This window comes from Ornithinibacillus liuyingii, assembly GCF_055550225.1.
Window position 1 is genome coordinate 1 of record NZ_JBPWOS010000018.1, and the last position, 24537, is coordinate 24537.

Sequence of the window (24537 nt, forward strand, 5' to 3'; positions counted from 1 at the left end):
CATTTTTGCTTCGAAGCTTTGGACACCTCGTATGATACCAAGAGGGCTCTTTTTGTTTCAATCCTCAAATTTCTTCATTACAGGAATGCTCCTATAATTTATTCAGTTATATAGGTTGGGTGATTTAACTAAATGAAAATGGGCGTTTTATACCACAGTTTATACGTATTAACCAAAAAAGCATGGAATATCTCCTTTGTGGCACATTAAATTCAATTCTCCTTACTAAAGTTGCTAGGTAATGACTAGAAAAAATACTAAATTTATTTCTGTGTTGTGGGGCATTTTAAATAGTGGGTATTTGAGGAGGTACGACATGGCTCAGTCTAATGAAGAAAAGAAAATGAAGTGGTGGCAATTATCGTTATTTGGAGTAGGTTGTACAATTGGAACGGGTTTCTTTTTAGGATCTAGTATAGGGATTAAACAAGGTGGTCCATCTTTTGTCATTGGTATTATTTTGGCTGGGATTGCGACCTATATTATCTACGATGCTCTAGCTATCCTGACTGCCAGTCATCCAAAGAAGGGTGCTTTTCGGACCTATGCTAAACAGGCATATGGACGATGGGCCGGTTTTAGTATTGGCTGGATGTATTGGTTTTCCGAGATTTTAATTATGGGAAGTCAACTTACAGCATTGTCGATATTTTCGCGATTCTGGTTTCCCAATATCCCTATGTGGTTATTTTCACTTGGATATGCTGTGCTAGGTTTAGCTGTTTTATTAGTGGGTGCAACGAAACTAAGTAAAATCGAGAATATATTTGCAGTTATGAAAATAGCGGCAATTCTCATGTTTATCGTGATAGCTGGTGCCTATGTGTTTGGTTTTTTTGAAGGTGTAAATAAGTTACATATACCGAACGGCTTAAATGAATTCTTTCCTAAAGGATGGATGGGATTTTGGTCCAGTCTCATTTTTGCATTCTATGCATTTGGAGGAATAGAGGTAATGGGCCTTATGGCAGTCCAATTAAAACAACCAAAAGAAGCACCAAAAGCTGGGAAAATAATGATCTTATCCTTAGTCACAATTTACACGATTGCCTTGGCATTGGCAATCATCCTAATGCCTTGGGATGCGTTTAATACAGAAAAAAGTCCATTTATTGATTCATTAAAGGATTTTGATCTCAACATTATTCCCCATATCTTTAATGGTGCAATAATTATTGCAGGCTTCTCTACTATGGTTGCATCATTCTATGGTGTTACGACTATTCTAGTTTCATTAGCTGAGGACAACGATGCACCGTCCTTATTCGCTAAGAAGGGTAAATTAGTTATACCAATTCCAGCGCTAGGTTTACTCATAGCAGGAATCGTAGCATCTATTATTATGTCTCTGGTATTACCAGAAAAAATATATGCCTTTATCACAACTGGGGCGGGTCTAATGCTACTGTACAACTGGTCATTTATTATTCTATCTGCTCGAAGGTTAAGAGAAGTAGACCTGAAAGAAAATATAAAATATTATCTCGGTATTGCATTATTATTAGCTGGTGTCAGTGGTACATTGCTTGATAAAACAAACCGTCCTGGATTCTTCATTAGTCTAGGGATTGTTAGTCTTATTGGTTTAGTTGCATTCTTTATGAATAAAAAGTGGAAAAAAGAACAAGAACACTAATCTTATATTAACAGTAAAACCCCTTGCCATCCAAAGTAAAGACCAAAGCCAATTAAGGCTAAACCAGAAATAATTGCAATGCCTGTAAGTACTTGATGGTTTAATATTTTTCGAAAACTACTTGAAACTGCTGCCATGGCTATGTCCCATGCTAATAATCCGATAAAGATAGCACAGCTATAAATTATTAAGGATTGGAGTCCGTAACTAGATGCAGTTTTAGCGAGTACGGACCCATATATACCTAACCAAAATAGGATAGTTAATGGATTAGTTATGGACATGATAAACCCGGCAATGAAAGATTGATGTAAGGTTTCTTTATTTCTATTGTTGTCAGCCTTTATATCCTTTGCACTTAACATGCTTTCTACACCGGTATAAATTAAGACAAATCCACCAAATAACCATAAGAATGTTTGTACAAATGGTATCTCAACAATATGAACGATTCCTAAATAAACGATTAACATATAAAATGCATCGGCAGTAATAGCTCCAAGTCCAACAAACCAAGCGGGAAAAAACCCTCCCTTAATACCCCGGTCTAATTGTGCAGCATTAACTGGTCCAATTGGTGCTGCGAGGGATAGGCCTAATAGAATATAGCTAAAAAAGGTACCCAAAGTGAACACTCCTTACGTGATTAAACTATCTATTTATTTCTATTCACGGAGGAGTGCTTGTACAACAAAAAGTATAGAAATTTATTTAGCATAGAAAATTATTTAGTATAGAAAGAGACTGTATATTAAAATGTAAATAAAACGATATAAGGAGAGGGGAATATTCGGTGACTTGATGAGGGGGCTGAAAAGGTCCAACTCTTAGAGCGGACCTTTTAAAGCGAGTTAAGTTTGTCTCTTAACGTTATTGTTGAGGTAAGTTTAGGGCTGTTTGCGTTGTCTGCATATCAACCGATAATTGCTCATTCATGTTTCCGGGATGATAATAGCCTTTGGAAATCATGTAGTTTGTGATTTTTTCGTGTGATTCAATTGCCATAATCAATTGTTCTCTTAGTGCTTCTCTAATTTCCGGAGTGGCAGTTTCCGTTATTGCTGCTGCGTAATTCTTAATTCCTGTCTTAGCAGAAATAAGTAAATCTGTTGCAATTACTTGGTCTGTCATTCCACCCATTCCTGCCATGTTTTGAATCATTCCAGTCATTTTATCTCTCCTCCTATGATAAGAATCCTTGTAATGTTTGGATACTTTGCCTATCCATTTGCGTTGTTTGTGTCAGTAATTGCTTTAGCTCGTCATCTTGAGCAAGTGCATTCATAGCTGTTGATTTCGTAAGGCAAAGGTTCTTAAACGTTAGCAATTCATGTAATTCTAACGTTTCGTGTACACCTGTTGTTTTAGGCATAGCATTTTCCTCCTTTATTATGGGATTTAGTTCTTTAATAGAATGACCTTAGTAGGATTTATTATTAGTGCTTTTTTTGCTGGATAAATTTGTAAGTAACTAACTCTCTAAATACACTAATTTCAAGTTTGTTTATATTAATAAGACTACTTAAACAGGCTATTAAAAGGTGAACGTGAGAAAAATAGTATTTGCTTGCTGTTACTTCTAGTAGGTAATGTTATAATAATAAGCTACTTCATTCTTGAATTAATACATACAATAATCGAACAAGAAGTTAAATAGTCATTGACAGGAACACGGACTGTTTTTATAATAGTAAGCAAGTAATTACTTGCAAAATTTGGAGGGAACTTAATTTGAGTCGATCCACAAAGGATAAAATTATTGAAGCAGCAGTAGAACTTATTAGCGAAAAAGGGTATAAGGGAGCAACGACTAGAGAAATAGCGGAAAGAGCAGCGGTAAACGAAGTTACATTATTCCGTCATTTTGGAAATAAGAAGGGTATTGTGGAAGCAGCTATTCAAAAATATGCATTCGTTGACTTGCTCGAAAATACATTAGAAGAAAAAATGACATGGGAACTTGAACAAGATTTAAAAATGTTAGTTAGAGAATATCAGTCTTTACTAGAGAAAAAGAAACCCGTTATCTTATTAAGTATTAAGGAATCAAGTGAATTCCCAGAATTGGACGAATTAATCAAACATATTCCCCAAAAGTATATTGATTTATTAGAGAATTATTTTACAAAGATGATGGAATTGGGAAAAATAAAAAGAGTAGATCCTTCTATTATCGCGACAAATTTTGTTTTTATTAATTTTGGCTATTCATTAATGAGAACGAGGATTAATCCAGGTAAAAAAGAATATTCAATTGATGATTTCATTGAAAAAAACATAGAATTTTTTATCCAATCACTTCAATAATTTTTTTTACGCTCTATGCAAGCAAGTACTTGCTATACTAAGAGGAGGTAGTAATTATGAATGTACTTAATAGCTTTTTTAAACAAAAAGAAACCCTAATAGGAATTGCAGCGGCTATTGCATTCCAATTAATATTTGTCTTCATTTGGCTAACAGCCTATGATGGTGTATATGATCGAACAGATCAATTTAAGGTAGGAATTATTAATGATGATATTGGTTATGGAGAGGAAATCGTAGAACAATTAGAACAAGGCAATCTGTTTCAGATAACAAAGTATAGTAACTTACACCTTGCCCAAAAAGAATTGGATGATCGAAATATTAATATGCTAATTCATTTTCCTAATCAATTAACCGAAAATATACTAGCAAATGAAAATGCTAGTATAGACTATTATATTAATCAGTCTACAGCAACTTTAACCAAACAAATGATGGAGAAAATAGCAGGTAATATAACAGGGCAAGTAAATCAGCAGGTACAACAAGCAATAAAAATTCAAATAGCAGACCACGTACCTCAAATGCTAGCAGAGCAGTCAGAAAATAAACATGTGGTAGAACAAGTTACAAGTCAATTAATTGATATACTGCAAAGCAGTAGTAATCCTAGTATTCATGAAAATGTTATGAAAATCAATGATAAAGAAGGATTTGCTCCAACGATGGTACCGTTGTTAATTGTATTAGCTTCCTATATTGGTGCTATGCTGGTTAGCCAACATCTACAATTATCAGAAGGAAAATTAACGACCATGCATAGTAAATCATCCCTTTTTATAGGAAGGCAAATAATTAATGTACTTGTAGCAATTGGTGTATCACTATTAACCGTTTGCTTAATGTATTTGTTTCACATTGATATCAATCAAAACTTCTTCGTTCTATGGGGCTTTCAAGCACTGTTAATGTTTAGCTTTTTAACCTTATCTCAAGTTTTCGTCATGTTATTTGGGAATATTGGTATGATTTTCAATATTGCCTTAACCGCATCACAATTAGTTAGTTCAGGAGCTATTGTCCCACGTGAATTATTGTCTTCTTTTTATCAGGGACTTGGTGATTTACTTCCAGCGACATATGGGGTGAATAGCTATTTCAGTCTAATTTATGGTGGAGGTAATGTATTGTTAGATATGAAGTATTTAAGTATCATTATTGCTTCTCTTCTGGTTGTAACAATTTTTGGAAAAATAATCCAACATTTATGGAAGAGATTACAGCCAATTAGAACGACTGAGAGTTAATAATTGAAAAGTTGAGATATGTTTGCACTTTATATCCAATAGTTTAACCCTATAGTTTTATTAATAGGATATTTTCTACTTTGCTATCAATGAGAAATACACTAATAAATGGTTCGAATCATTGATTTTGATGATTAGAGCCATTTTTACTTTCTAATTAGAACCTAACGTCAAGACTTAAAAGCAACTCCCCGCATAAACTCTCGGAATAATCCACTATCCTTTCACATACTCTTGTAGATAAGACAAGTTTTATAAATCAAAAACAGGAGGTGTACAAATGGCATCTAACTCTAAATTTAAAGACCCAGGGTTTATCTTAACGATAGTATTAGTTCTCTATGCAGGCTTTGTATTCATCTGGTGGCCGACAGACATTTATGTTGCTGGGATTTCTTTGGTTGGATGGTTGATGTTTATCGGTTTATTCTTCTGGTTTTTATTAGCGATTATTTATTGTCTTTGGATTGAAAAGCGAGAGAGGGAGAAAAATAGATTAGGATAGGAGGGGATAGTGATGCGGACTACAGAAGCTATTATTCTTTTTATTTATTTAATTGTTATTACTGTGATTGGTATTTACTTTTACCGAAGAGCACGGCGATCGGAAAGTGATTATTTTACTGCTGGACAAAGTATCAATACTTTTGTTGGCGCATTTGCTATTTTTGCTGCAGTAGCTAGCTCTAGTTCTTTGATGGGGGCAGTTGGATCTGGGGTTGCTTTAGGAGTACCTTACTTTTTTACGTATGCATTTGGTGTTATTGCAATTATGCCGTTTGCGATGTTTTTAATTTCAGGACAAATTCGCCGTTCTGGTGCGAAAACGATGCCAGATTTTTTTAACCAACGATATGGAAAATCAGTCCAAATTGTTTCCGCTGTTATTGTTGTAATTGGAATGACTTTTTATATGGTACCACAGTTAACAGCATCTGGTCTTATCGGCTCCTATGTACTCGGAATAGATTATACAACGGCCGTTATCGTACTTGGATTGGGCTTTACTATATATGCGGCATTAGGTGGGATGTGGGCTATTACCTATACGGATCTTTTACAAGGTGCGATTATGCTGGTAGGAATTGTCGTACTTGCTGGATTTATTTTAGTTGATCATAGTGGCCTTAGTTCCTTAATTAGTGATGCTCTCGCAGTGAGCCCGACATTTGGAGATATTACACAGCCTTGGATGTCCTATTTCGGTCTATTTATTGCATTTCTATGGTTTGGCATCATTTCGCCATCTGTCGTCATGCGTAATTTTGCTTCTCGTGATGCCAGAACTGCTCGGCGTTCTGCTATGTGGGCATGTTTATTATATTTAATATTATTTATATCAGGCTTCATGGTGACATCTGCTGGCGCAAGTTTAGGAATTATTGAATCGTTAGATAGAAGTGATATGATTTTTGTTTCTGTTGTGGAACATTATTTGCCGCCGATTTTGGGTGGAATTATGCTGGCAGGGCTTATGGCAGCAATTATGTCCTCTGCGGACGCCATGCTATTGGCCATATCCGCAGGGATAGCACATGATATATACAAAGGACATATTAATAAACGGGCATCAGAACGATTTGTCACGGGGTTAGGACTTGTCGTTATGATTATTGCAAGTGTTGTCGGTGTCATTATTGCGATTGATCCACCAGGGTTGATAGCTATCATGGTTGGTTGGGTCGGCGGATTCTTATTATCCTCTTTCGGATTCCCACTAGTACTAGGACTTTGGTGGAAACGAGCAAATACAACAGGGGCTCTTGTCGGGATGGTAGGAGGAGCAATCACCTTTTTGATTCTTATTATTGGGCAATGGCTCCCTACCAATGCAGAACCTATAATTGGTGCGCCTGTATCATTACTTTTAACCGTTATCGTTAGCTTAATGACGAAACCACCAGCGAAGGACATACAAGACCGAGTGGATTACTATCATGGTCATTTAAACTAGTGAAGAGGGTGATGAATCATGCATGCAATAGAAAACAAAAGAAGATCAATCCAACGAGTTGGAACGGAAAATAGGATAAGTGAAGTGGAACTCTACCAATATATTTATAAAAGTCTTGGACTAGGGCAGAAATTCAATAAGTCTATCACTATAAAACATTTAATCGACTATACTACAGAAAAGAAACTGATCTATCATCCCTTTTACATTGCGAAAACAATTGTCATTGCAGAACGCCCACCATTTCCTCCGAGAAGAACACCGAATCTTATTTTTGTAGATGGGGTTTCAGGCTATAGAGGGGTGTTTTCTAAGGTACCACCATTAACAAGGGAAGAGGTGGAACCGGATTACCTGGTATCTGTTAGGATTCCAGATGAACATAGTGCAGTAAACTATGTAAGGGATGTACAGCAGAAACAAATAAATCGTTCTTATGTATTAAAGAAGCCAAAACACGAAATCAGAGAAATCTCCTTAAATTATTTGCCGTTATGGAAAGTAGCAGTGAAAAGTGAGCTAGTTAAGGAGATATTTTATATAAATGCTAATACGGGAGAGTCGGAGAAATATATGAGCAGAAGGTGGCGAGAAGGTAAGGACTTGTTATAGTAAGAGGGACATGGGGAAGAAGAGTATCCCATGTCCCTTATAATGTTATAAATTCTGCTAAAAAATATGAAAAGCCCACGCTATAATTGGACCAAATATAGTGCCAAATACAGCACTCAATGTCATAGAAACAGAACTCATAGAACCTGCTAATTCCCCATACTCAAATGTTTTTGCAGTACCTAAGGCATGGGAGGAGCTGCCGAAAGCAATTCCCTTTCCAAGATAACTGTCGATACGACTCCATTTCAGAATATGAGGTCCCAAAATGACACCTGATAGACCGGCAATCATGACGAACACGGCAGTCATGGAAGGTATCCCGCCTAGTCCAGATGAGATTTGTATTGCAACGGGGGTAGTGATGGACTTCGGCAGAATAGACAAAATTAAGTCTTCTCCAATGCCAAAAGCTTGAGCAAATAATAATCCACTTACCATTCCAATTATCATTCCAGTGAAAACACCAGTAACGATGGGAAGAATATTTTCAATAAGTACTTTTCGATTTTTGTAGAGTGGATACGCTAGTGCTACAACACCAGGGCCAAGTAAAGCATTAATCCATTTCCCACCAATCATGTACTCGTCATAGGAAATATGAGAAAGTGTCAATAGTAGTACTAATACTATTGTAGTCGTTAGAACTGGAAGAAACACAGGATAAGGTAAATATTTGTATATCGTTACCATAGCAAAATAAATCCCGACTGTTAGGAGGACTATACTGATTGCGATAAGTGTTTGTTGCATTTTTTTCGCTTCTTTCGTGATGTTGATCTTTTCTCGATGAGCTGACTAGTATATCCAGCAGCAATCATCGTTACGATAGTACTCATGATAATAATGAAAAATAGAATTCCACCATCTATAGAGAATAATGATGGATATTTTATTATACCAACCATAGCGGGAATAAATAATAAAGGTAGTAAAGCAAGTAAAAGACCTGCCCCATCAGCTATGAAACTAGTAGGCATAAGCTTACAAGATAAGCAAGTTAATAATAGAATAAGGCCGATAATACTACCTGGTATTGGTAAATTCAATACGTTGTGTAGTACATCGCCAACAATTGAAAACATAAATAAAATAGCTATTTGTAAAATAATCCGTATTCCTTTCATAAAAAATAAGTTGTCCTTATATTAGGAACAACTTGCCCACCTTCTTTATCATTAGTATGGATAAAAAATAAATATTCTTATATTTCCCTCTAACTACTTGTATAATACAAATACATAATTGTATTATACAAGTAGTTGAGTTTTTGTCAATGGATTAATAAAGGAGGGGGGAAGCTGGTGCAAAAAGGAACTAATAAAGCAATTGAGCGGATAGAATATGAGATTACAACATTTATCCGTCATGCTGTATACAAGGAAAAAACAGACAAGAAGATAGGATTTCTAGATAGATCGATTTATTTGTTACTGCGGAATTTAGAAGAGTCTGGACCATCAAGATTAAAAACATTGGCTGAACGTTTTAAGTTAGATATATCAACAATTTCTAGACAAGCATCAACTGCCGAAGCAAGAGGGTTTATTTCCCGTTCTAAAGATTCATCAGACGGGAGAGGAAGCGTGTTCCAAATTACCGCACTCGGTAGAGAAAATTTACTTGCTGACAAAGAAGCAAGAATAGAACGATTCCAAAATATGTTACAAGAATGGTCTATTGATGAACAGGAATTGTTTACTGAATTATTGAGCAGCCTTAATGATTCCTTTATTGATTAGTTTTATGTGAATTCGCTTTTGGTGAGTCAAATTATAATGCGTATGTCATATGGCACGGAAAAAGAAGGACATTTCCGTGCTTTTTTTGGTAGATAAGAAATTATGAACAACAGGGAGTAGTTTAAGCCTTAAGTAGGAGTAACATGCGCCCAAGTCAAGCGCACATGCGTCCACACCAAGTGCACATGCACCCAAACCTGAGCAAGATGTGCCCAAGCTAAGTGAACATGCGCCCAAACCTGGATAAGATGAGCACGAGCTAAGTGAGTATGCGCCCAAACCCGAGCAAGATGCCCCCAAGTCCAAGGGACATACACCAAAACTCGAGAAAAGATCCCCCAGCCCCGAGCAAGATAAGCCCTCACGTCCAAGCACACATGCGCCTATTTCTAAATACTATAAATATAATGTCGATTAATTGACAATGGTATAACCATATTCTATTATATTCTAGATTAAACCAATTGAATTAATAGGAATTAATGCTAGTTTAATAATATGACTGTTGTTTTCATACATAATTCCAATTGGTGGTTATTTAGCATTAAGCTAAGGAGTGGTAATTAAATAGGCAGAAATACATTACGTGCTTACTTAAAATTCAAAATATTCTTCAGGAGGAGACACAAAATGAAAAAAATTGCATTAGGCATGCTGCTTTTGGTTCTAGCTATTGGACTGATAGCTTGTAGTAATGGATCAACGAATAGCGATGAAGATTCGGAGAGCAGTAAAACATATAAAGATGAATTAAATATTGCTGTAACAGCTCAGCCGCCAACATTGGATTCAGCCTTGACTGTATCACAGGTGGCATTAGGTGTTGCAGGTAACATATTCGAAACGCTCTATACATTAAATGAAAATTATGAACCAACTCCAATGCTTGCTGAATCGGTAGATGTAAGTGATGATGGAAAAACATATACATTTAAATTAAGAGAAGGAATTAAATTCCACAATGGTAATGAAATGACTTCAGAAGATGTCGTGGCTTCTATGAATAGATGGTTGGAGCTATCTTCTCGAGCTAAAACATTATTAGAGAATGCAACATTTGAAGCGGATGGACCATATACGGTTAGATTGAATTTAGAAAATCCTTCATCTGATGTGTTAATTGTTATGTCTGCACGTTCTAACTTCCCGGCAATTATGCCAAAAGAAATTATTGAAAATGCACCGGCAGAAGGCGTAACAGAATATATTGGTACAGGTCCATTTAAATTTGAAGAATGGAAACAAGATCAATACATTCATTTAGTTAAAAATGATGATTACCAAGCTGTTGATGAAGAAGCAAGTGGGTATGCTGGAAAGAAAGAAGCTTTAGTAAATGATGTATATTATCATTTTGTAACCGATCACTCGACTCGTATTGCTGGTATTCAAACAGGACAATACGATATCGCGGAAAGTATCCCAACCGAAAGCTATGAACAGCTTAGTGCAATGGACAACGTAGAGCTTCACACATTTGTTGGTGGAACACTGACCCTATTCTTTAATACGAATGAAGGCGTTCTTGCCGATGTGAACATGAGAGAGGCAGTAAATACTGCATTAAATATGGATGAAATTATGATGGCAAGCTTTGTAAATGAGGATCTTTACACCTTAGATCCTGGCTACATGAATCCGAATGCAGTTCAATGGTCTAGTGATGCAGGTAGTGATGTGTACAACCAAGCTGACTTAGAAAAAGCGAAAACTTTATTAGAAGAGGCTGGTTATAACGGTGAAGAAGTAACACTGTTAACTACTGGAGATTATGCTGAAATGGCAACGGCAACTACTGTTGTACAAGAGCAATTACGACAACTAGGTATGAATGTCAAAATTGATACGTATGATTTTCCAACCTTCTTAGATACGAAAAATAATCGATCTAAATGGGATATCTTTATTACAAGTAATGGATATCAATTAACACCACCGCAGTTACTAGCAGTAAATCCGGATTGGGCAGGATTAAATGATGCACATGTAACAGAGCTCTTAACAGCTATTCGCCAAGCATCAACACAAGAAGAAGCAAAAGCAATCTGGGATGAACTTCAAGGTTACTTGTACGAAATTCTTTCTTCTACTGCAATTGGACAGTATAAGAGTATCCTTGCTACAACGGATAAGCTTGAAGGATTTAATGTATTTGAAGCGCCTATCATCTGGAATACAAAGGTAATCGAATAGGTTTGTTATCCATGTAGAATATGAGTTTAGTAATCCTCCACTCGCGGTAGCGGTGGAGGATTACATTTAATTCAACTCTATGGGAAACGAGCAAATTAGTAGATTTTTAAAGGTAGCAGAAAGAGCTCTGTACCTTAATAACACATTTTTATTCTAAAAAGAAGGGAGGAACTTCTTTGCTTAGTTTTATTGTGAAGAGAATTTTATCTGTGATTCCCGTTTTATTTGTTGTATCATTGGTGATTTTTTTAATTGTCCATTTAACACCTGGAGATCCAGCGGCAGCTATGTTAGGAATTGAAGCATCTGAAGAACAGATTGAGGCATTGAATGAAGAATTAGGGTTGAATCTCCCAATCTATCAACAATATTTTCATTGGGTTTCTGGAGTTCTTAAGTGGGATTTCGGAGAATCTTATTTTATGAAAGAATCTGTGACGGAATCGATTTTCAGTCACTTAGGTCCAACCATTTCATTAGCATTATTAGCAGAGATTATCGCTTTGATTATAGCAATTCCTATTGGCATTATTGCTGCTTATCGACGAGGCTCATTTACTGATCAATCCTTAATGGTGACCTCCTTATTAGGAATGGCTGTTCCGAGCTTTTTACTTGGATTATTATTGATGCTATTGTTCGGTGTGCAGCTTCAATGGCTTCCTGTTGCTGGTTATAAGCCGTTAAGTGCTGGTTGGTGGAACCATCTACAATATTTAATATTACCAGCGATAGCATTAGGAGCGATTCAAGCTGCCCTTGTTGCTCGTATGACTCGTTCTTCGATGTTGGAGGTGCTGAATAAGAGCTTCATTAAAACGGCTCGTTCTAAAGGGTTAAAAGAACGTAAAGTAGTTATAAAACACGCACTAAGAAATGCTTTTCTTCCTGTGCTTACGGTTATTGGGCAATCTTTCGGTACATTAGTAACAGGTGCGGTAGTAGTAGAAACTATATTTAACCTTCCTGGTTTAGGTCAACTTATCATAAATTCTATTGAACGAAGGGACTTTGCGGTCATACAGGGAGTGGTGTTATTCGTAACATTAATCTATGTGTTTATTAATTTAATCGTGGATTTACTTTATGGGGTTATTGATCCAAGAGTGAGATTTGATCGGAAATAGAGAGGGGGGGATTGACGTGTCTGACAATGCGGTAAAAGAGAGAGTACAAGAAATAAAGTCGAACTTAAAGAAACAACAACGTCAATTGCTTAGTAGACGCTTTTTCTCCAATAAATTAATGGTTATCGGAAGCTCCATTTTTATTTTGCTAGTATTATTTTCCCTCTTTGGACCTTTATTCATGCCATATGATCCGTATGAAATGAAAGTGGTTGATCGATTGCTAGAACCAAGTACGGAACATATACTTGGTACGGATGAATATGGGCGAGATCTAATGACGCGGATTGTGTACGGTGCTAGAGTGTCCATTGGTGTAGGCTTAGCGGTGACCGTGATATCGTCCATATTAGGGTTGATAATTGGTCTTTACGCAAGTTATTACCGAATACTAGATAATATCTTGATGCGTATTTGTGATGGATTAATGGCGATTCCTGGCATCCTTTTAGCCATAGCATTAATGGCTGCTCTAGGACCGTCCCCAACAAATGTCATTATTGCGTTGACTATTGTATTTACACCTAGCATTGCCCGTATTGTTCGTTCTTCTGCATTAGTTATTCGGGAGCAGACTTATATAGAAGCAATGCACGCACAGGGAGCAAGTGGTTTTCGAATTATCTGGCGGCATATCGCACCAAATACGTTATCACCTCTTATTGTGCAAGCAACATTTATTTTTGCTGAAGCGATTATATCGGAAGCAGCACTTAGTTTTTTAGGTGCAGGAATTCCGGTTCCAGATCCAAGCTGGGGAAATATATTACAAGCTGGTAAACTAGTAATCTTTAAAGCCTGGTGGATGGTTGTATTCCCTGGGTTGGCAATTATTATTTCAGTACTAGGCTTAAATCTTCTAGGGGATGGGTTACGAGATTTACTTGATCCGCATTCTTCACGAAGAAAAAGTAATCTACTTAGAAGGAAGAAAAGGAGGTAAAGTTATGGAAAAGCAGCCTCTATTAGAATTGAAAAATTTAAAGACACATTTTCACACGGATGATGGAAAATTGACCGCAGTAGATGGAATCAGCTTTCAAGTGAAAAAAGGTGAGATTCTAGGCGTGGTCGGGGAGTCCGGTTGTGGCAAGAGTGTCATGTCTCAGTCGATCATGAGACTATTAGATGAAAAATATACGACGGAATATGAAGGGGAAATTCTGTTACATGGAGAAAATCTACTAGATCTACCCATGCCCAACATGCAAAAAATTCGTGGAAATGATATATCCATGATTTTTCAAGATCCTTTAAGCTCCTTAAACCCAGTTTATACGATTGGTGACCAAATAAAAGAAACGATTATGCTGCATCAAAAAGTGAATAAGAAAGAAGCAACGAAAAAAGCAATCGAGATGCTACGACTAATTGGTATACCTTCACCAGAAAAACGCATGAAGGAATATCCTCATCAGCTATCTGGTGGAATGCAGCAGCGAGTCATGATTGCTATGGCACTTTCTTGTCAGCCTAAAGTATTAATTGCCGATGAACCGACTACTGCATTAGATGTAACCATCCAGGCACAAATATTAGATTTAATGGTTGATTTGAATCAACGTCTAGGAATGGGAGTAATTTTCATAACCCATGATTTAAATGTGGTTTCCGAAATATGTGATCGAGTAATTGTGATGTATCTGGGCCAGGTAGTAGAAGAAACGACCACAGATCATCTCTTTTCTAAACCACTGCACCCATATACAAAAGGATTAATAAAATCAATCCCACAAATTGATGGAGATAGAGGAAAAGAGCTTCACATGATTGAGGGGACAGTTCCTTCTTTAAATAATGTTCCAAAAGGCTGTCGCTTTGCTTCACGTTGTCCATTTGCAGATGACCTTTGTAAAGAGAACGCCCCAGAGCTACGTATGCTTGAAGGGAATCAAAAGGTAAGATGCTGGCATATTGAAAAAATACTGCAGGAAGAGGAGGGGAAGTATGACATCACAAGCTAGGGAACGAGAAGCTGTATTAGAAGTACAACATTTAAAGAAATACTTCCCTGTAACAGGTTCTATTGGACGTATTGGTGGAGTAAAAGGCGAGGTAAAGGCGGTAAATAATGTCTCACTGAATCTCTATCCTGGGGAGACATATGGTTTAGTAGGAGAGTCTGGTAGTGGTAAAAGTACTACAGGAAGAACAATCTTACGGCTAACCGAACCCACCGATGGGAAAGTCATTTATAATAATCAAAACATATTTGAACTCTCCCAAAAGGAACTTAAATCTGTACGTAGAGATATGCAAATGGTTTTTCAGGACCCTTTTTCCTCGTTAAACCCACGGATCCGGATTGGAAAGGCATTAGAGGAGCCGTTAACAATTCATTCAATAGGAAGAAAAATTGAACGCCAGGACAGAGTTTTTGAGATTTTAGACAAGGTCGGAATGCGGGCGGAGCATTATTACCGATATCCTCATGAGTTTTCAGGTGGTCAAAGACAGCGTCTAGGGTTAGCAAGAGCGTTAATTTCAAATCCGAAAATCTTAATATGTGATGAGCCGGTCTCCGCATTAGATGTGTCTATCCAGTCACAAGTGATTAATCTATTACAACAACTGCAGTATGAATTCAATCTCACGTATCTATTTATTACCCATGACATTAGTGTTGTACATCATATTTCAGATCGGATAGGTGTTATGTATTTAGGGGAGATTGTGGAGGAAGCACCTACAGAGAGTTTATTTGCCTCCCCCTTACATCCATACACACAAGGGCTTCTTTCAGCAGTACCAGGTAAACATCGTACCCAAGCTAGGGAAAGGATTGTACTAAAAGGGGAAATCCCATCCCCATTAGATCCGCCTACAGGTTGTATGTTCCACACTAGATGCCCATTTGCAACGGACCGTTGTAAGGTGGAGATCCCACAGAAAAAAGAGATATCTCCAGGTCATGTTGTAGCTTGTCATTTGTATGATGAATAATTTCGTAATTTTATAGTTTCATAAGAATGAACGGGGGAATGAAAATGGCAATAATCAGTAAACAGAATGGTAGTTTCGGAATTTATAATGAAGAAGGTTTACAGGTTGAGGGAAGCTTTACCGCTAACTCGAAAGGGCTTAACCCAAAAGAATTACTTGAATCCTCCATTGGAATGTGTTTAACCATTGTGATTCAGCGAATGTTAGAAAGAGATGAAATTGAAGTCCAAGATGGGGAATTTTCTATAGAGGTTACTGGTATAAAAGCAGAGAATAGTCCATCACGGTTTGAACAATTTGATGTTTCCATTAAGCTGCCTGATAGCTTAACAGATGCGTATAAAAAGAAGATTATTGTATCAGCAGAACGCGCTTGCACAATTAGCAATACTGTTTCACGGGGCGCTTTGGTTAAAATAAATTCATGACTTCAAACTCAATAAAAGCTCACATTTCTATGAAAATGTGAGCTTTCCATCTAAGCCTCCCCATTACAAATTCCCTTACCAGTTCACTCAAACTTAAACTTTGGAAAAAATTATCATTCCCTTTCACCCCATAAACAAGTGTAATAATACGAATATAGTAACGGTGAGCTTTATATAGTAGTAATGTGTGAAGATTTTTTGTAACCGAAAATGATTTCTATAAAGGTATAAACACCGTAACGATAAAATTAATTACAATGTGGGGGATTAACGTGACAACAGAGAATCAACTAATTAATAAATCCTATTATGAAAATATAGTGGATCAGAATAATAAGGAGCATCCAATTAAAGTGTTGGGTGATATGTACATGGAGGAGATGAAGAAAGAACGTCCAGAACTATCCTCCATTCGATATGCTCAAGGAGAAGTGTATTTTTTAAATAATGATTTTGAAGCGGCTATTTATAAATGGCAACATCCTTTAGATGAAAAATTTATTCCATGGGCACAGAAAAATATAGCGGATGCTCATTTTGAAATGGGTTTATGGGATCATGCAGAAAAATTTTACAAGGAAGTAGAAACCGAGTCGATAGACTTGAAGACGGAGGTACTACTCCAGCTTTTTTCACTTTACATACAACAAGGGGAACAACAAAAAGCAGTTGATGCAATTAAGAACGCTGTTACATTAAATCCGGATTATCCAAGTGTGACGGAAATTGCACAGACGTACTTTGAGGATATTAAGGATTGGGATCATGCAGTTGAATTGGCAGTAAAGGAGGCAATCCGAACAAAGTCACTTTCCTGGATCACGATATTAGAAGAGTATGTAGGGAGAGGACTTACTACCCATTATGGCCCAAACTATTTTAACGAGGTATTAGTCACCGTATTAGATATGGACAAATACCGATTTGAAAGCCTTACTGAAATATTGTGGGACAGCTATCGACAAAGTGAATTCTATCTTCATTGGCTAGAAGAAATTAACGAGCTTTTATTGAATAATAGTATCGAAGAATCGTATATGTGGAAGAAGCTGCCGAACCTATTTAAAGATGCTTACTTTGAATTAATCAGTGGAAGGTTTCTAATAACAGAGATTTCTACATTAATTCAAAAGCATTTATCAAACTGGTTAGAAATATCATCTACATCTGATACATTAATCTCTTCATCGGCTGTTCTGGCTTGGAATGATATTTTTCCTTCCGACCTGCAAGCAACACTGATTAATGAAGCAGAATACTATTTTGCCAATTCTAACGTCAGTCAAAACAACCGGCAAGAGGGGATTAAACTATATGAGTCCATTAAGAAATGGGCAGAGAAAGAGGGCTTGTTAAATGATTTAGAAGTATTTATGGAGCCAATGTTAGAGGAGTACAACATCGATGTGGCAAGTCCATCCAAAATACGGAATATTATAAAGGCTGCGATAGAATTTCTGATTGAAAAACGTATAGAAGTCTTACAAGAAATTATGGATAAGATTCATTGGAACGAAGAGCTACTTACAAGACTTCATGATATACAAAGTCAGCTGCATGATATGGAAGTCGAAGAAGCAAGAGTTGTAACGGATTCATTCAGTCAATTAAAACAGGATGCAATACAACAAATCAAGAGAAAGCTGCCTGAAATAATTCGCAATTGTTCTGAACTAATAAAGGAAGATAGTGATTTTGGTAAGCTTCATGTGGACCTAAATAACGAAATGAATAAGCGGATTGCGAATTATATGGAAAGGACGGCTCTATATGATTTTAAACATGCAATTGCAAGCTGGATAAAAAATTCCGAAGAAGTATTCAATACTTATCAATTGAATTTAGATGATATGAGTGAAGGCTTTAATTACCAATATGGAGAGGAAAGGCTTAAATTAGAAGGTGATTTTAAAGTATTGGATGATTGGCAGAGGGACATGGAACGGATAACGAGGGGAATGCTTCATATTGAGAAAGTGAATATCTTGATGCGTAACAATCCGTCTCAATTATTGTTAAAGGGAGCAGGGAAACTGTTTGGTTCCATTTCAAAAGGTAATGATAAATTGTACAGCAAATATAGAAGCTATATTGAAAATGGGGATTACAGTGAAATAACCGAGAAAATCATCCAACCGTTTATCCAACAGGTAGAATTGTTTGAGGACTCGATAGAATGGGATATTAGTAGATTTTTCGCAAATTCCCATGATGTGATAAATAGTGTAAGTGAGGAACTACAAGGAGATATCGCCAAACATACGGATTCTCTAGAAATAATGAGAGAAAAACCGGAATTCTATCGTGATCCACTTACCCTATTTGATTTAAAGCTTCGTCAATATGAGTTAATGAATACGATAAGTTAATGGAAAATTGACCCAGAGTGAGAGCGCGAGCCCTGGGTCAATATGATATCGAATTATGTTTCTCTGTTATTAATGGCTTGTTGGAGAAATATCATTTCATCTGCAAGACTATGGAGTCGTTTAGAAACATTTGAATCATTTATTTCATTGGTTTCCATGTCAAAAGAATTGTTTGGGATGAACACATTTGCAGATGGGACTAATCCTTTTAAATAGCTAAGCACAGGCTTTAATTGATATTCCGGTACAAGAAAATGTTTATCTGACCATCCGGTTGCAATAATCCCAGTGACTTTATTTTTGAATCCATTCTCTGGTATGAAATCCAATAGGTTTTTCAATACACCTGAAATGGATGCTTGATAAATAGGGGTACCAAATAGAAGAAAATCAGCGGATAGAATTTTTTTTACAACTTTCCAAGTATCTTCGTTGTAATAGGAAAGTGGCTCTCCGCGGCATAACTCCACCTCGTATTCTCTTTAATCAATTAATTCAATCTCCAGTTGTGGATCTATGGAAGAAGCAGCTGTTAAAAAGGTAGACACTGCTTGTGACGTTTTTTCTCCGGCTAACGTTCCAGAAACTCCGACTAATTTCAATGTGTTTTTCCTCCTTCTATTCATATAGTCACTCTTTCTGCTTTAGTACTATACGCTTATAAAATCTAGCGTTAACTATAATTTAAATCCTATCCTATTCTAATAGAAATATCAAAACTACTTAAACAGACAAAGTAATGTTACTTCGGGGCCAGTAGAAAGTACAACGGAAATTCTTTCTAAGGAAGGAACATAGCATGTTATTGTGCGTATTTTTTGAAAATTACATCTCCCTTCTATACGATATACTTGTAGGAATAAAATTTAACAAAGGAGAGGATTGTGTATGAACGGAAATACAGTCTTAATTACTGGTGGTGCAGGTGGTATTGGAAAAGAGACAGCGAAAGTATTTTTGGAGAATGGTGCGAATGTGGTTCTCGTAGATGTTAGTGAGGAAGCTTTAGAAAGCGCAAAGGAAAGTTTAAATCAACCGGATAAAACATTGGTCATTCAAGCTGATGTTACAAAGGAAGAAGACGTCATTCAATATGTTGAAAAGACGGTGGGAGCATTTGGAGCCATTGATGTATTCTTTAATAATGCAGCAATTTCTGGGCCTTCCATTCCGATTAAAGATCTTGATAAACAACAATTTGAAAGCGTTTTATCGATTAATGTAACAGGTGTGTTTTTAGGATTAAAACATGTTATAAAGCAAATGGAAAAGCAAGGATATGGGTCCATTATCAATACAGCATCAAATGCCGCTTACATAGGGGCTGCCGGCATGGCAGGATATATAGCCTCTAAGCATGCTGTTGCAGGATTGACTAAAACAGCCGCTCTTGAAGTAGCTTCTAGTGGTATTCGCGTGAATGCGGTAGCACCTGCTGCCATCGATACACAGATGTTATCCGGTATTCAAAAGAACATGAATCCGGATGATCCTGAAGGTGTTGGAGAAGCACTTAAACAAGGTATCCCATTAGGTCGCTTTGGCACGCCAAGAGATGTAGCAGAAGTCGTGTTATTCTTGGCTTCTGATAAAGCCTCATTCGTAACAGGCTCATTATATAATGTTGATGGTGGAATGCAGGCGGATTAAGAGACTAGTTGCATGGCTATTCATTCTGTTTATGAACCAGTTGGAAACGCCTCGTTATTACTATTGTAGTTAAACCGATAGCAAAATAATATCCTAAATAAAAGGTAATATTTACGAATAATGATAAAAATAACTTATTATAGAACGATTATCGACCCCCGAACGTTAGAGTGAAAACTAGCTTTCGGGGTTTTTTTAATGGCTAAGTGCAGTGAGGAATTTAAAATTAAGCTCATCAGCAAGTGTTTATTATATAGAGGTATATCTAATATATATGACGAGGGTAACTGATTTTGAAAGGGATTTATCCAATGTTATTATTCCCGGACTTTTAGCAACAAATAAAAATAGGCCTTTTCTATTCTTTAGGAAAGAATAACTTATAGGGGATTTATACTAGATTAATAACGTATTTATTTCAAAAATATATCTTTGACTATATTTTAATAGGGAGTTCATCTAAGCATATGATATCTATTTGAATATAATATAGCGACTATTACAAAAAGGAGGGAATAATCTATGAGTAACGTATGGAGAAACCCAAGTATCTTTGGGGATAGTGGAAGAGGGTCTGGTGACTCTAGATCAAGAAGTAATTCAAAAAGTAATTCAAGAAGCGATGCTGATAATGAACTAGATTTTAGAAGTGATAATGAAGTAGATAATGATACTGATGTTCGTGTTAAAGATAAAAATACGAATGTTGCAAGGGCTAGAGTTGAAAATAGTGGTAATTCAAGAGTAGATCTAGACATTAATGTAGATAGTGAATCACGTGCTAGAGTACGTGCTAGGTCCGAAGCGGATTCTGATCAGGACCAAGATCAAAGACAAGATCAAGATTTTGATTTCTAATAAGTCTTTGCGAGGGATACTTGATACAGTATCCCTCTATTTAAATTTATCAACAAGAGGAGTGAATGATGTTGGAAAAGCGAATAGAAAATAAATTAAAAACGCTGATAGACAAGAGTGGAAACTCAGATATAGATCTTGTTGTAAATATAGAAACAAAGGCAATCGCTTATAGTGTTTTATGCGGCATTTATGCTAGAGGAGATATAAATGAGGAGGAACTAGAAAGAGCCGTTGAAAAATTAGATTCATTGATTGAGCGGGATAAGAGAAAACAAAGAGAAAGAAATCAAGTATTGGAATTTAACCAGAACCATAGAGAAAATTCAAAGCGAACTTCAAGAAGAAAATGGATTTAAACATTTTCTTCTTTTTTTACCTCAAGAATGATCTGCCATTAACCGTTTGTTTTAAATGATGTAAAATGTTCAGGTCTTGTAATTCATTTATTTAGCAAGATGATAAATGTTGAAGTTAAGCCTGTTATATCACAAGATAGCTTCTACAAAAATACTGATTTATCTGTACTAGATGAAGATTTTTCAAAGGTGTTAACCTGAAGAAGCTCGAATTTTAGACGGAGGTGTTGAATAGCTCGGTATCATAGTATAATGAAAAAAATGGTAAGTTTAAAAGGAGCTTTTAATCATGAAGAAATCATATTTTATATGGCTTGCTATTTATGGTGTTGTTTGGGTATTTGCTTATTTAGCATTTCCATCAGGTATAAACAAGATACAGCTTACTAGTATGTGCGTGTTTTTCATCATCTTGTTTATACTTCCTATCACTGCAAATAAACCAATTTGGCAGACCATTTTATTCTCCATACAAGCACTAACCACTATCGGTGTTTTTCATCACATGGGCAGTATGTTCAATCCATATGTATTTCTACTTCATGCGTTAATTATTGCCGAAGCAGTGTTTTACCTTAATCGCTTGAAGAGTTTTATTGTAATTGGCGTTCAGCTAATATGTGCTTTCGTAATCATGATGGAAGCTAATCTCTCTACTACCATATTAGTTTGGTATGGACTTTTATATAGTTTAATAATTACTGCCCTGTTCTATTTTCAGACGGTACATATTAGAGAAAACGAACTTTCAAAGAAGTATGATGTCTTATTAGATGAATATAGAAAAATGAAAAGACAGCTTATGATTGAAGAAGAACAAGCAAGACTCGATGAGCGTAATATGATTGGGCGGGAAATCCATGATTCAGTTGGACATAAGCTTACTGCTTTGTTAATGCAATTTGAGGCATTCCGTTTAAATGCCGTGGAACAAGATAAAGAGAAAATGACAACCCTTAAAGAGCTTATCAGTCAAAGCTTAGAAGAAACAAGAAAAGCGGTAAAATCCTTTAAACAACCAGAAGTAGGCGGTCTCCAGGGGATTATTCGGTTAATCAGAAAGTTGGAAATAGAAAGCTATATGAAAATTCATTTCTCTGTTAAGCATGGTGCTTTCGCAGCTCCACTCTCAGGGGAGCAGTCCTTTGCCATATATCGTGCTGTACAAGAAGCGCTGACCAATATTATGAAGCATAGCTCAACAAGAGAGGCGCGTGTTATGTTTGAATCGCCTGGTCGAAGTATTTTTCGTTTCGAAGTAATCAACCAAACAACTTCTAATTACCATTTTCAAGAAGGATATGGATTGAAAGCAATGCGAGAACGATTAGAAAAAGTTGGAGGTTCATTGGATGTCACACAGGATGAGCATCAATTTAGGGTAAAAGGGGTTATTCGATTAATAGAACGAGGTGGACAGTATGATTAAAGTGTTGTTAGCAGAGGATCAAGTAATGGTACGTCAAGGTCTAAAAGCAATGATTGAAACAGATGAGGAGATTATTGTAACGGGTGAAGCAGGCAATGGTATGGAAGCTGTCGCTTTATGTGAAAAACAGCTTTTTGATATAGCTATATTAGATATTCGTATGCCAGAAATGGATGGGATTGAAACCGCAAAGGTATTACGGACACGATTCCCGCATATAAAAGTTTTAATGCTTACAACGTTTGACGACCAGCATTACGTGGTAGATTCGCTGAAGCTGGGAGTTAGTGGATATATGCTAAAAAACGGCGATACGCAGTCTCTTATACGATCGATTAAAAGTACGATGAGTGGTGGACTCTCACTGGAGGATCAGGTTGCAGCAAAAGTAATGCCTTATCTCCTTCAAAACCAAGAAGAAGGTGAATCGGTGGACCCAACATTAACACCAAGAGAAAGAGCCATTTTAAAATGTATTGGAGAAGGGCTCAATAATAAGGAAGTAGCAGAACGGTTAGGGTTATCTGTAGGAACGGTAAAAAATCAAACAAGCCAAATTTTAGATAAATTAGAGTTAAGAGATCGAACTCAATTAGCAATATATGCAATTCGCCATCGATTAGTTTAGAAAAAATGACGAAAGTAACTAGTACCTATATCGTAAGTGACCAAAGTCAGTAGTGGCTTTGGTTTTTTTCGATTATGATGCAAGTATCAAACAGAAAAAAGGAGGAAAACCATGCTTGAAACTATCCGTTTAAGTAAGTCATTCAAAAGGAAAAAGGCAGTGCAAGATGTTAATTTATATTTGGATAACGGAGAATCGGTTGGTCTAATAGGGCCAAACGGGGCTGGAAAATCAACAACAATTTCGATGATTTCATCATTAATAAAGCCAACAGCTGGAGAAATAAAGCTCAATGGTGAAAACATCATCAATAAACCGGAACAATTGAGGCGTATTTTAGGTGTAGTGCCACAGGAATTAGCGCTTTATCAGGAACTATCAGCATATGAGAACTTAAAATTTTTTGGATCGATTTATAAGCTAAAGGGGGATGACCTCGAAAAAAGTATTCAGCGCTCATTGGAGATAGTAGGTTTGGAAGGTCGCCAAAAAGATTTAGTAAAAACTTTTTCAGGCGGGATGAAGCGACGGGTAAATATTGCTGTAGCACTACTACATCAACCAAAAATATTAATCTTAGATGAACCTACTGTTGGAATTGACCCACAATCTAGAAATCATATCTTAGAAACGGTACGCATGTTAAATCAAAAAAATGGTACAACGATTCTATATACGAGCCATTACATGGAGGAAGTGGAGCAGCTTTGTGACAGATTGTACATTATGGATAATGGGGAAATTATTGCAACGGGGACAAAAGGTGAGCTACTAAGCATATTATCCGCAGAGGACACAATCAAAGTACAATTAAGCAAGATGAATGAAGTGTTTGTAGAGCAGGTGAAAGCGATAGAAGGGGTCCGGAAAGTAGAAGCTTCTGATGTGAACTTAAAAGTTATTGCAAATAAAGGGATCAATTTAGTCAGTGAATTAGTCTCCCTTGCTAATAACCATCATATCCAAATGATTAATTTTCATACGGAGACTCCTAGTTTGGAAGATGTATTTCTTCATTTGACTGGTCGAACTTTACGCGATTAAGGAGGTGT

The 24537-nt window shown here is 36.5% G+C and carries 26 protein-coding genes; 20 read left to right on the top strand and 6 right to left on the bottom strand.

From position 1 onward, the window contains the following. The first annotated feature begins 316 nt into the window (after positions 1-316). Entirely contained in the window at positions 317-1636 is a 1320-nt protein-coding gene (locus ACSKT4_RS18325) for an amino acid permease (protein ID WP_465823717.1), read from the top strand. 2 nt (positions 1637-1638) lie between these two features. Here the strand turns inward: ACSKT4_RS18325 and ACSKT4_RS18330 are convergent, their stop codons facing one another. The 3 genes from ACSKT4_RS18330 to ACSKT4_RS18340 form a co-directional block, all read right to left on the bottom strand. Then, on the bottom strand, positions 1639-2262 hold the full coding sequence (locus tag ACSKT4_RS18330; protein WP_465823718.1) for a LysE family transporter: 624 nt from the start codon (positions 2260-2262) through the stop codon (positions 1639-1641). A 244-nt stretch (positions 2263-2506) separates the two neighbouring features. Beyond that, positions 2507-2806, bottom strand: a complete 300-nt coding sequence (locus ACSKT4_RS18335; protein ID WP_186871017.1) for a spore coat protein — start codon at positions 2804-2806, stop codon at positions 2507-2509. Between the two features lie 13 nt (positions 2807-2819). Further along, the gene (locus tag ACSKT4_RS18340; RefSeq protein ID WP_186871018.1) at positions 2820-3008 is read right to left on the bottom strand and encodes a spore coat protein; all 189 of its coding nucleotides are present in this window, start codon (positions 3006-3008) and stop codon (positions 2820-2822) included. A gap of 359 nt (positions 3009-3367) precedes the next feature. On the opposite strand from ACSKT4_RS18340, the gene ACSKT4_RS18345 reads away from it, so the two are divergent. The 5 genes from ACSKT4_RS18345 (at position 3368) to ACSKT4_RS18365 (ending at position 7759) form a co-directional block, all read left to right on the top strand. Further along, positions 3368-3943 carry a TetR/AcrR family transcriptional regulator gene (locus ACSKT4_RS18345; protein ID WP_186871019.1) on the top strand — a complete coding sequence of 192 codons (576 nt, stop codon included), beginning with the start codon at positions 3368-3370 and terminating at the stop codon, positions 3941-3943. Between the two features lie 56 nt (positions 3944-3999). After that, positions 4000-5193: a YhgE/Pip domain-containing protein gene (locus ACSKT4_RS18350; RefSeq protein ID WP_465823719.1), complete on the top strand. Its 1194-nt coding sequence runs from the start codon at positions 4000-4002 to the stop codon at positions 5191-5193. 280 nt (positions 5194-5473) lie between these two features. Beyond that, complete coding sequence (locus tag ACSKT4_RS18355; RefSeq protein WP_186871021.1) at positions 5474-5698, top strand: hypothetical protein; 225 nt, start codon at positions 5474-5476, stop codon at positions 5696-5698. 12 nt (positions 5699-5710) lie between these two features. Beyond that, positions 5711-7147, top strand: a complete 1437-nt coding sequence (locus ACSKT4_RS18360; RefSeq protein WP_465823720.1) for a sodium:solute symporter family protein — start codon at positions 5711-5713, stop codon at positions 7145-7147. An 18-nt stretch (positions 7148-7165) separates the two neighbouring features. After that, positions 7166-7759 (top strand): hypothetical protein, encoded by a 594-nt coding sequence (locus ACSKT4_RS18365; protein ID WP_186871023.1) that lies wholly within the window; start codon positions 7166-7168, stop codon positions 7757-7759. Between the two features lie 57 nt (positions 7760-7816). On the opposite strand, the gene ACSKT4_RS18370 is transcribed toward ACSKT4_RS18365, so the two are convergent. After that, complete coding sequence (locus tag ACSKT4_RS18370; RefSeq protein ID WP_465823721.1) at positions 7817-8512, bottom strand: LrgB family protein; 696 nt, start codon at positions 8510-8512, stop codon at positions 7817-7819. Then, positions 8482-8886: a CidA/LrgA family protein gene (locus tag ACSKT4_RS18375; protein WP_186871025.1), complete on the bottom strand. Its 405-nt coding sequence runs from the start codon at positions 8884-8886 to the stop codon at positions 8482-8484. The genes ACSKT4_RS18370 and ACSKT4_RS18375 overlap by 31 nt, the downstream gene beginning before the upstream one ends. Positions 8887-9063: 177 nt before the next feature. Between ACSKT4_RS18375 and ACSKT4_RS18380 the strand changes: the two genes are divergently transcribed. From ACSKT4_RS18380 to ACSKT4_RS18415, 8 genes are all read left to right on the top strand, one after another. After that, positions 9064-9501: a MarR family winged helix-turn-helix transcriptional regulator gene (locus ACSKT4_RS18380; RefSeq protein WP_465823722.1), complete on the top strand. Its 438-nt coding sequence runs from the start codon at positions 9064-9066 to the stop codon at positions 9499-9501. 630 nt (positions 9502-10131) lie between these two features. Continuing rightward, a complete protein-coding gene (locus tag ACSKT4_RS18385) occupies positions 10132-11694 on the top strand; it encodes an ABC transporter substrate-binding protein (RefSeq protein ID WP_211741980.1) in 1563 nt (520 codons plus the stop codon). A 176-nt stretch (positions 11695-11870) separates the two neighbouring features. Beyond that, positions 11871-12821 (top strand): nickel ABC transporter permease, encoded by a 951-nt coding sequence (nikB, locus tag ACSKT4_RS18390; protein ID WP_186871027.1) that lies wholly within the window; start codon positions 11871-11873, stop codon positions 12819-12821. A 10-nt stretch (positions 12822-12831) separates the two neighbouring features. Next, positions 12832-13764: an ABC transporter permease gene (locus tag ACSKT4_RS18395; RefSeq protein ID WP_425516489.1), complete on the top strand. Its 933-nt coding sequence runs from the start codon at positions 12832-12834 to the stop codon at positions 13762-13764. A 4-nt stretch (positions 13765-13768) separates the two neighbouring features. Continuing rightward, entirely contained in the window at positions 13769-14785 is a 1017-nt protein-coding gene (locus tag ACSKT4_RS18400) for an ABC transporter ATP-binding protein (RefSeq protein WP_186871029.1), read from the top strand. Beyond that, positions 14769-15764, top strand: a complete 996-nt coding sequence (locus tag ACSKT4_RS18405; RefSeq protein WP_465823723.1) for an ABC transporter ATP-binding protein — start codon at positions 14769-14771, stop codon at positions 15762-15764. Before ACSKT4_RS18400 ends, ACSKT4_RS18405 begins: the two co-directional genes overlap by 17 nt. 44 nt (positions 15765-15808) lie before the next feature. Next, positions 15809-16192, top strand: a complete 384-nt coding sequence (locus ACSKT4_RS18410; RefSeq protein WP_186871031.1) for an OsmC family protein — start codon at positions 15809-15811, stop codon at positions 16190-16192. A gap of 272 nt (positions 16193-16464) precedes the next feature. Further along, positions 16465-18561 carry a tetratricopeptide repeat protein gene (locus ACSKT4_RS18415; RefSeq protein WP_465823724.1) on the top strand — a complete coding sequence of 699 codons (2097 nt, stop codon included), beginning with the start codon at positions 16465-16467 and terminating at the stop codon, positions 18559-18561. A gap of 53 nt (positions 18562-18614) precedes the next feature. Here ACSKT4_RS18415 and ACSKT4_RS18420 read toward each other — a convergent pair whose 3' ends face one another. After that, positions 18615-19031 (bottom strand): NADPH-dependent FMN reductase, encoded by a 417-nt coding sequence (locus tag ACSKT4_RS18420; protein ID WP_366481262.1) that lies wholly within the window; start codon positions 19029-19031, stop codon positions 18615-18617. A 418-nt stretch (positions 19032-19449) separates the two neighbouring features. Here ACSKT4_RS18420 and ACSKT4_RS18425 point away from each other — a divergent pair, with 418 nt between their 5' ends. From ACSKT4_RS18425 to ACSKT4_RS18450, 6 genes are all read left to right on the top strand, one after another. Continuing rightward, positions 19450-20211 (top strand): SDR family NAD(P)-dependent oxidoreductase, encoded by a 762-nt coding sequence (locus ACSKT4_RS18425; protein ID WP_186871033.1) that lies wholly within the window; start codon positions 19450-19452, stop codon positions 20209-20211. A gap of 522 nt (positions 20212-20733) precedes the next feature. Continuing rightward, a complete protein-coding gene (locus ACSKT4_RS18430; RefSeq protein ID WP_186871034.1) occupies positions 20734-21069 on the top strand; it encodes a hypothetical protein in 336 nt (111 codons plus the stop codon). 71 nt (positions 21070-21140) lie between these two features. After that, complete coding sequence (locus tag ACSKT4_RS18435; RefSeq protein WP_186871035.1) at positions 21141-21428, top strand: hypothetical protein; 288 nt, start codon at positions 21141-21143, stop codon at positions 21426-21428. 289 nt (positions 21429-21717) lie between these two features. After that, the gene (locus tag ACSKT4_RS18440) at positions 21718-22857 is read left to right on the top strand and encodes a sensor histidine kinase (protein ID WP_186871036.1); all 1140 of its coding nucleotides are present in this window, start codon (positions 21718-21720) and stop codon (positions 22855-22857) included. Beyond that, complete coding sequence (locus ACSKT4_RS18445; protein WP_186871037.1) at positions 22850-23485, top strand: response regulator; 636 nt, start codon at positions 22850-22852, stop codon at positions 23483-23485. Before ACSKT4_RS18440 ends, ACSKT4_RS18445 begins: the two co-directional genes overlap by 8 nt. Before the next feature lie 111 nt (positions 23486-23596). Continuing rightward, on the top strand, positions 23597-24529 hold the full coding sequence (locus ACSKT4_RS18450) for an ABC transporter ATP-binding protein (protein WP_186871038.1): 933 nt from the start codon (positions 23597-23599) through the stop codon (positions 24527-24529). The last annotated feature ends 8 nt before the right edge of the window (positions 24530-24537 follow it).

What these genes read in the sequence shown, in the direction of transcription:
- ACSKT4_RS18340 (WP_186871018.1), bottom strand. Translation starts at nt 3,008, where the DNA reads ATGCCTAAAACAACAGGTGTACACGAAACGTTAGAATTACATGAATTG.
- ACSKT4_RS18325 (WP_465823717.1), top strand. Translation starts at nt 317, where the DNA reads ATGGCTCAGTCTAATGAAGAAAAGAAAATGAAGTGGTGGCAATTATCG.
- ACSKT4_RS18385 (WP_211741980.1), top strand. Translation starts at nt 10,132, where the DNA reads ATGAAAAAAATTGCATTAGGCATGCTGCTTTTGGTTCTAGCTATTGGA.
- ACSKT4_RS18360 (WP_465823720.1), top strand. Translation starts at nt 5,711, where the DNA reads ATGCGGACTACAGAAGCTATTATTCTTTTTATTTATTTAATTGTTATT.
- ACSKT4_RS18405 (WP_465823723.1), top strand. Translation starts at nt 14,769, where the DNA reads ATGACATCACAAGCTAGGGAACGAGAAGCTGTATTAGAAGTACAACAT.
- ACSKT4_RS18355 (WP_186871021.1), top strand. Translation starts at nt 5,474, where the DNA reads ATGGCATCTAACTCTAAATTTAAAGACCCAGGGTTTATCTTAACGATA.
- ACSKT4_RS18440 (WP_186871036.1), top strand. Translation starts at nt 21,718, where the DNA reads ATGAAGAAATCATATTTTATATGGCTTGCTATTTATGGTGTTGTTTGG.
- ACSKT4_RS18445 (WP_186871037.1), top strand. Translation starts at nt 22,850, where the DNA reads ATGATTAAAGTGTTGTTAGCAGAGGATCAAGTAATGGTACGTCAAGGT.
- ACSKT4_RS18335 (WP_186871017.1), bottom strand. Translation starts at nt 2,806, where the DNA reads ATGACTGGAATGATTCAAAACATGGCAGGAATGGGTGGAATGACAGAC.
- ACSKT4_RS18425 (WP_186871033.1), top strand. Translation starts at nt 19,450, where the DNA reads ATGAACGGAAATACAGTCTTAATTACTGGTGGTGCAGGTGGTATTGGA.
- ACSKT4_RS18350 (WP_465823719.1), top strand. Translation starts at nt 4,000, where the DNA reads ATGAATGTACTTAATAGCTTTTTTAAACAAAAAGAAACCCTAATAGGA.
- ACSKT4_RS18430 (WP_186871034.1), top strand. Translation starts at nt 20,734, where the DNA reads ATGAGTAACGTATGGAGAAACCCAAGTATCTTTGGGGATAGTGGAAGA.
- ACSKT4_RS18450 (WP_186871038.1), top strand. Translation starts at nt 23,597, where the DNA reads ATGCTTGAAACTATCCGTTTAAGTAAGTCATTCAAAAGGAAAAAGGCA.
- ACSKT4_RS18400 (WP_186871029.1), top strand. Translation starts at nt 13,769, where the DNA reads ATGGAAAAGCAGCCTCTATTAGAATTGAAAAATTTAAAGACACATTTT.
- ACSKT4_RS18365 (WP_186871023.1), top strand. Translation starts at nt 7,166, where the DNA reads ATGCATGCAATAGAAAACAAAAGAAGATCAATCCAACGAGTTGGAACG.
- ACSKT4_RS18375 (WP_186871025.1), bottom strand. Translation starts at nt 8,886, where the DNA reads ATGAAAGGAATACGGATTATTTTACAAATAGCTATTTTATTTATGTTT.
- ACSKT4_RS18410 (WP_186871031.1), top strand. Translation starts at nt 15,809, where the DNA reads ATGGCAATAATCAGTAAACAGAATGGTAGTTTCGGAATTTATAATGAA.
- ACSKT4_RS18370 (WP_465823721.1), bottom strand. Translation starts at nt 8,512, where the DNA reads ATGCAACAAACACTTATCGCAATCAGTATAGTCCTCCTAACAGTCGGG.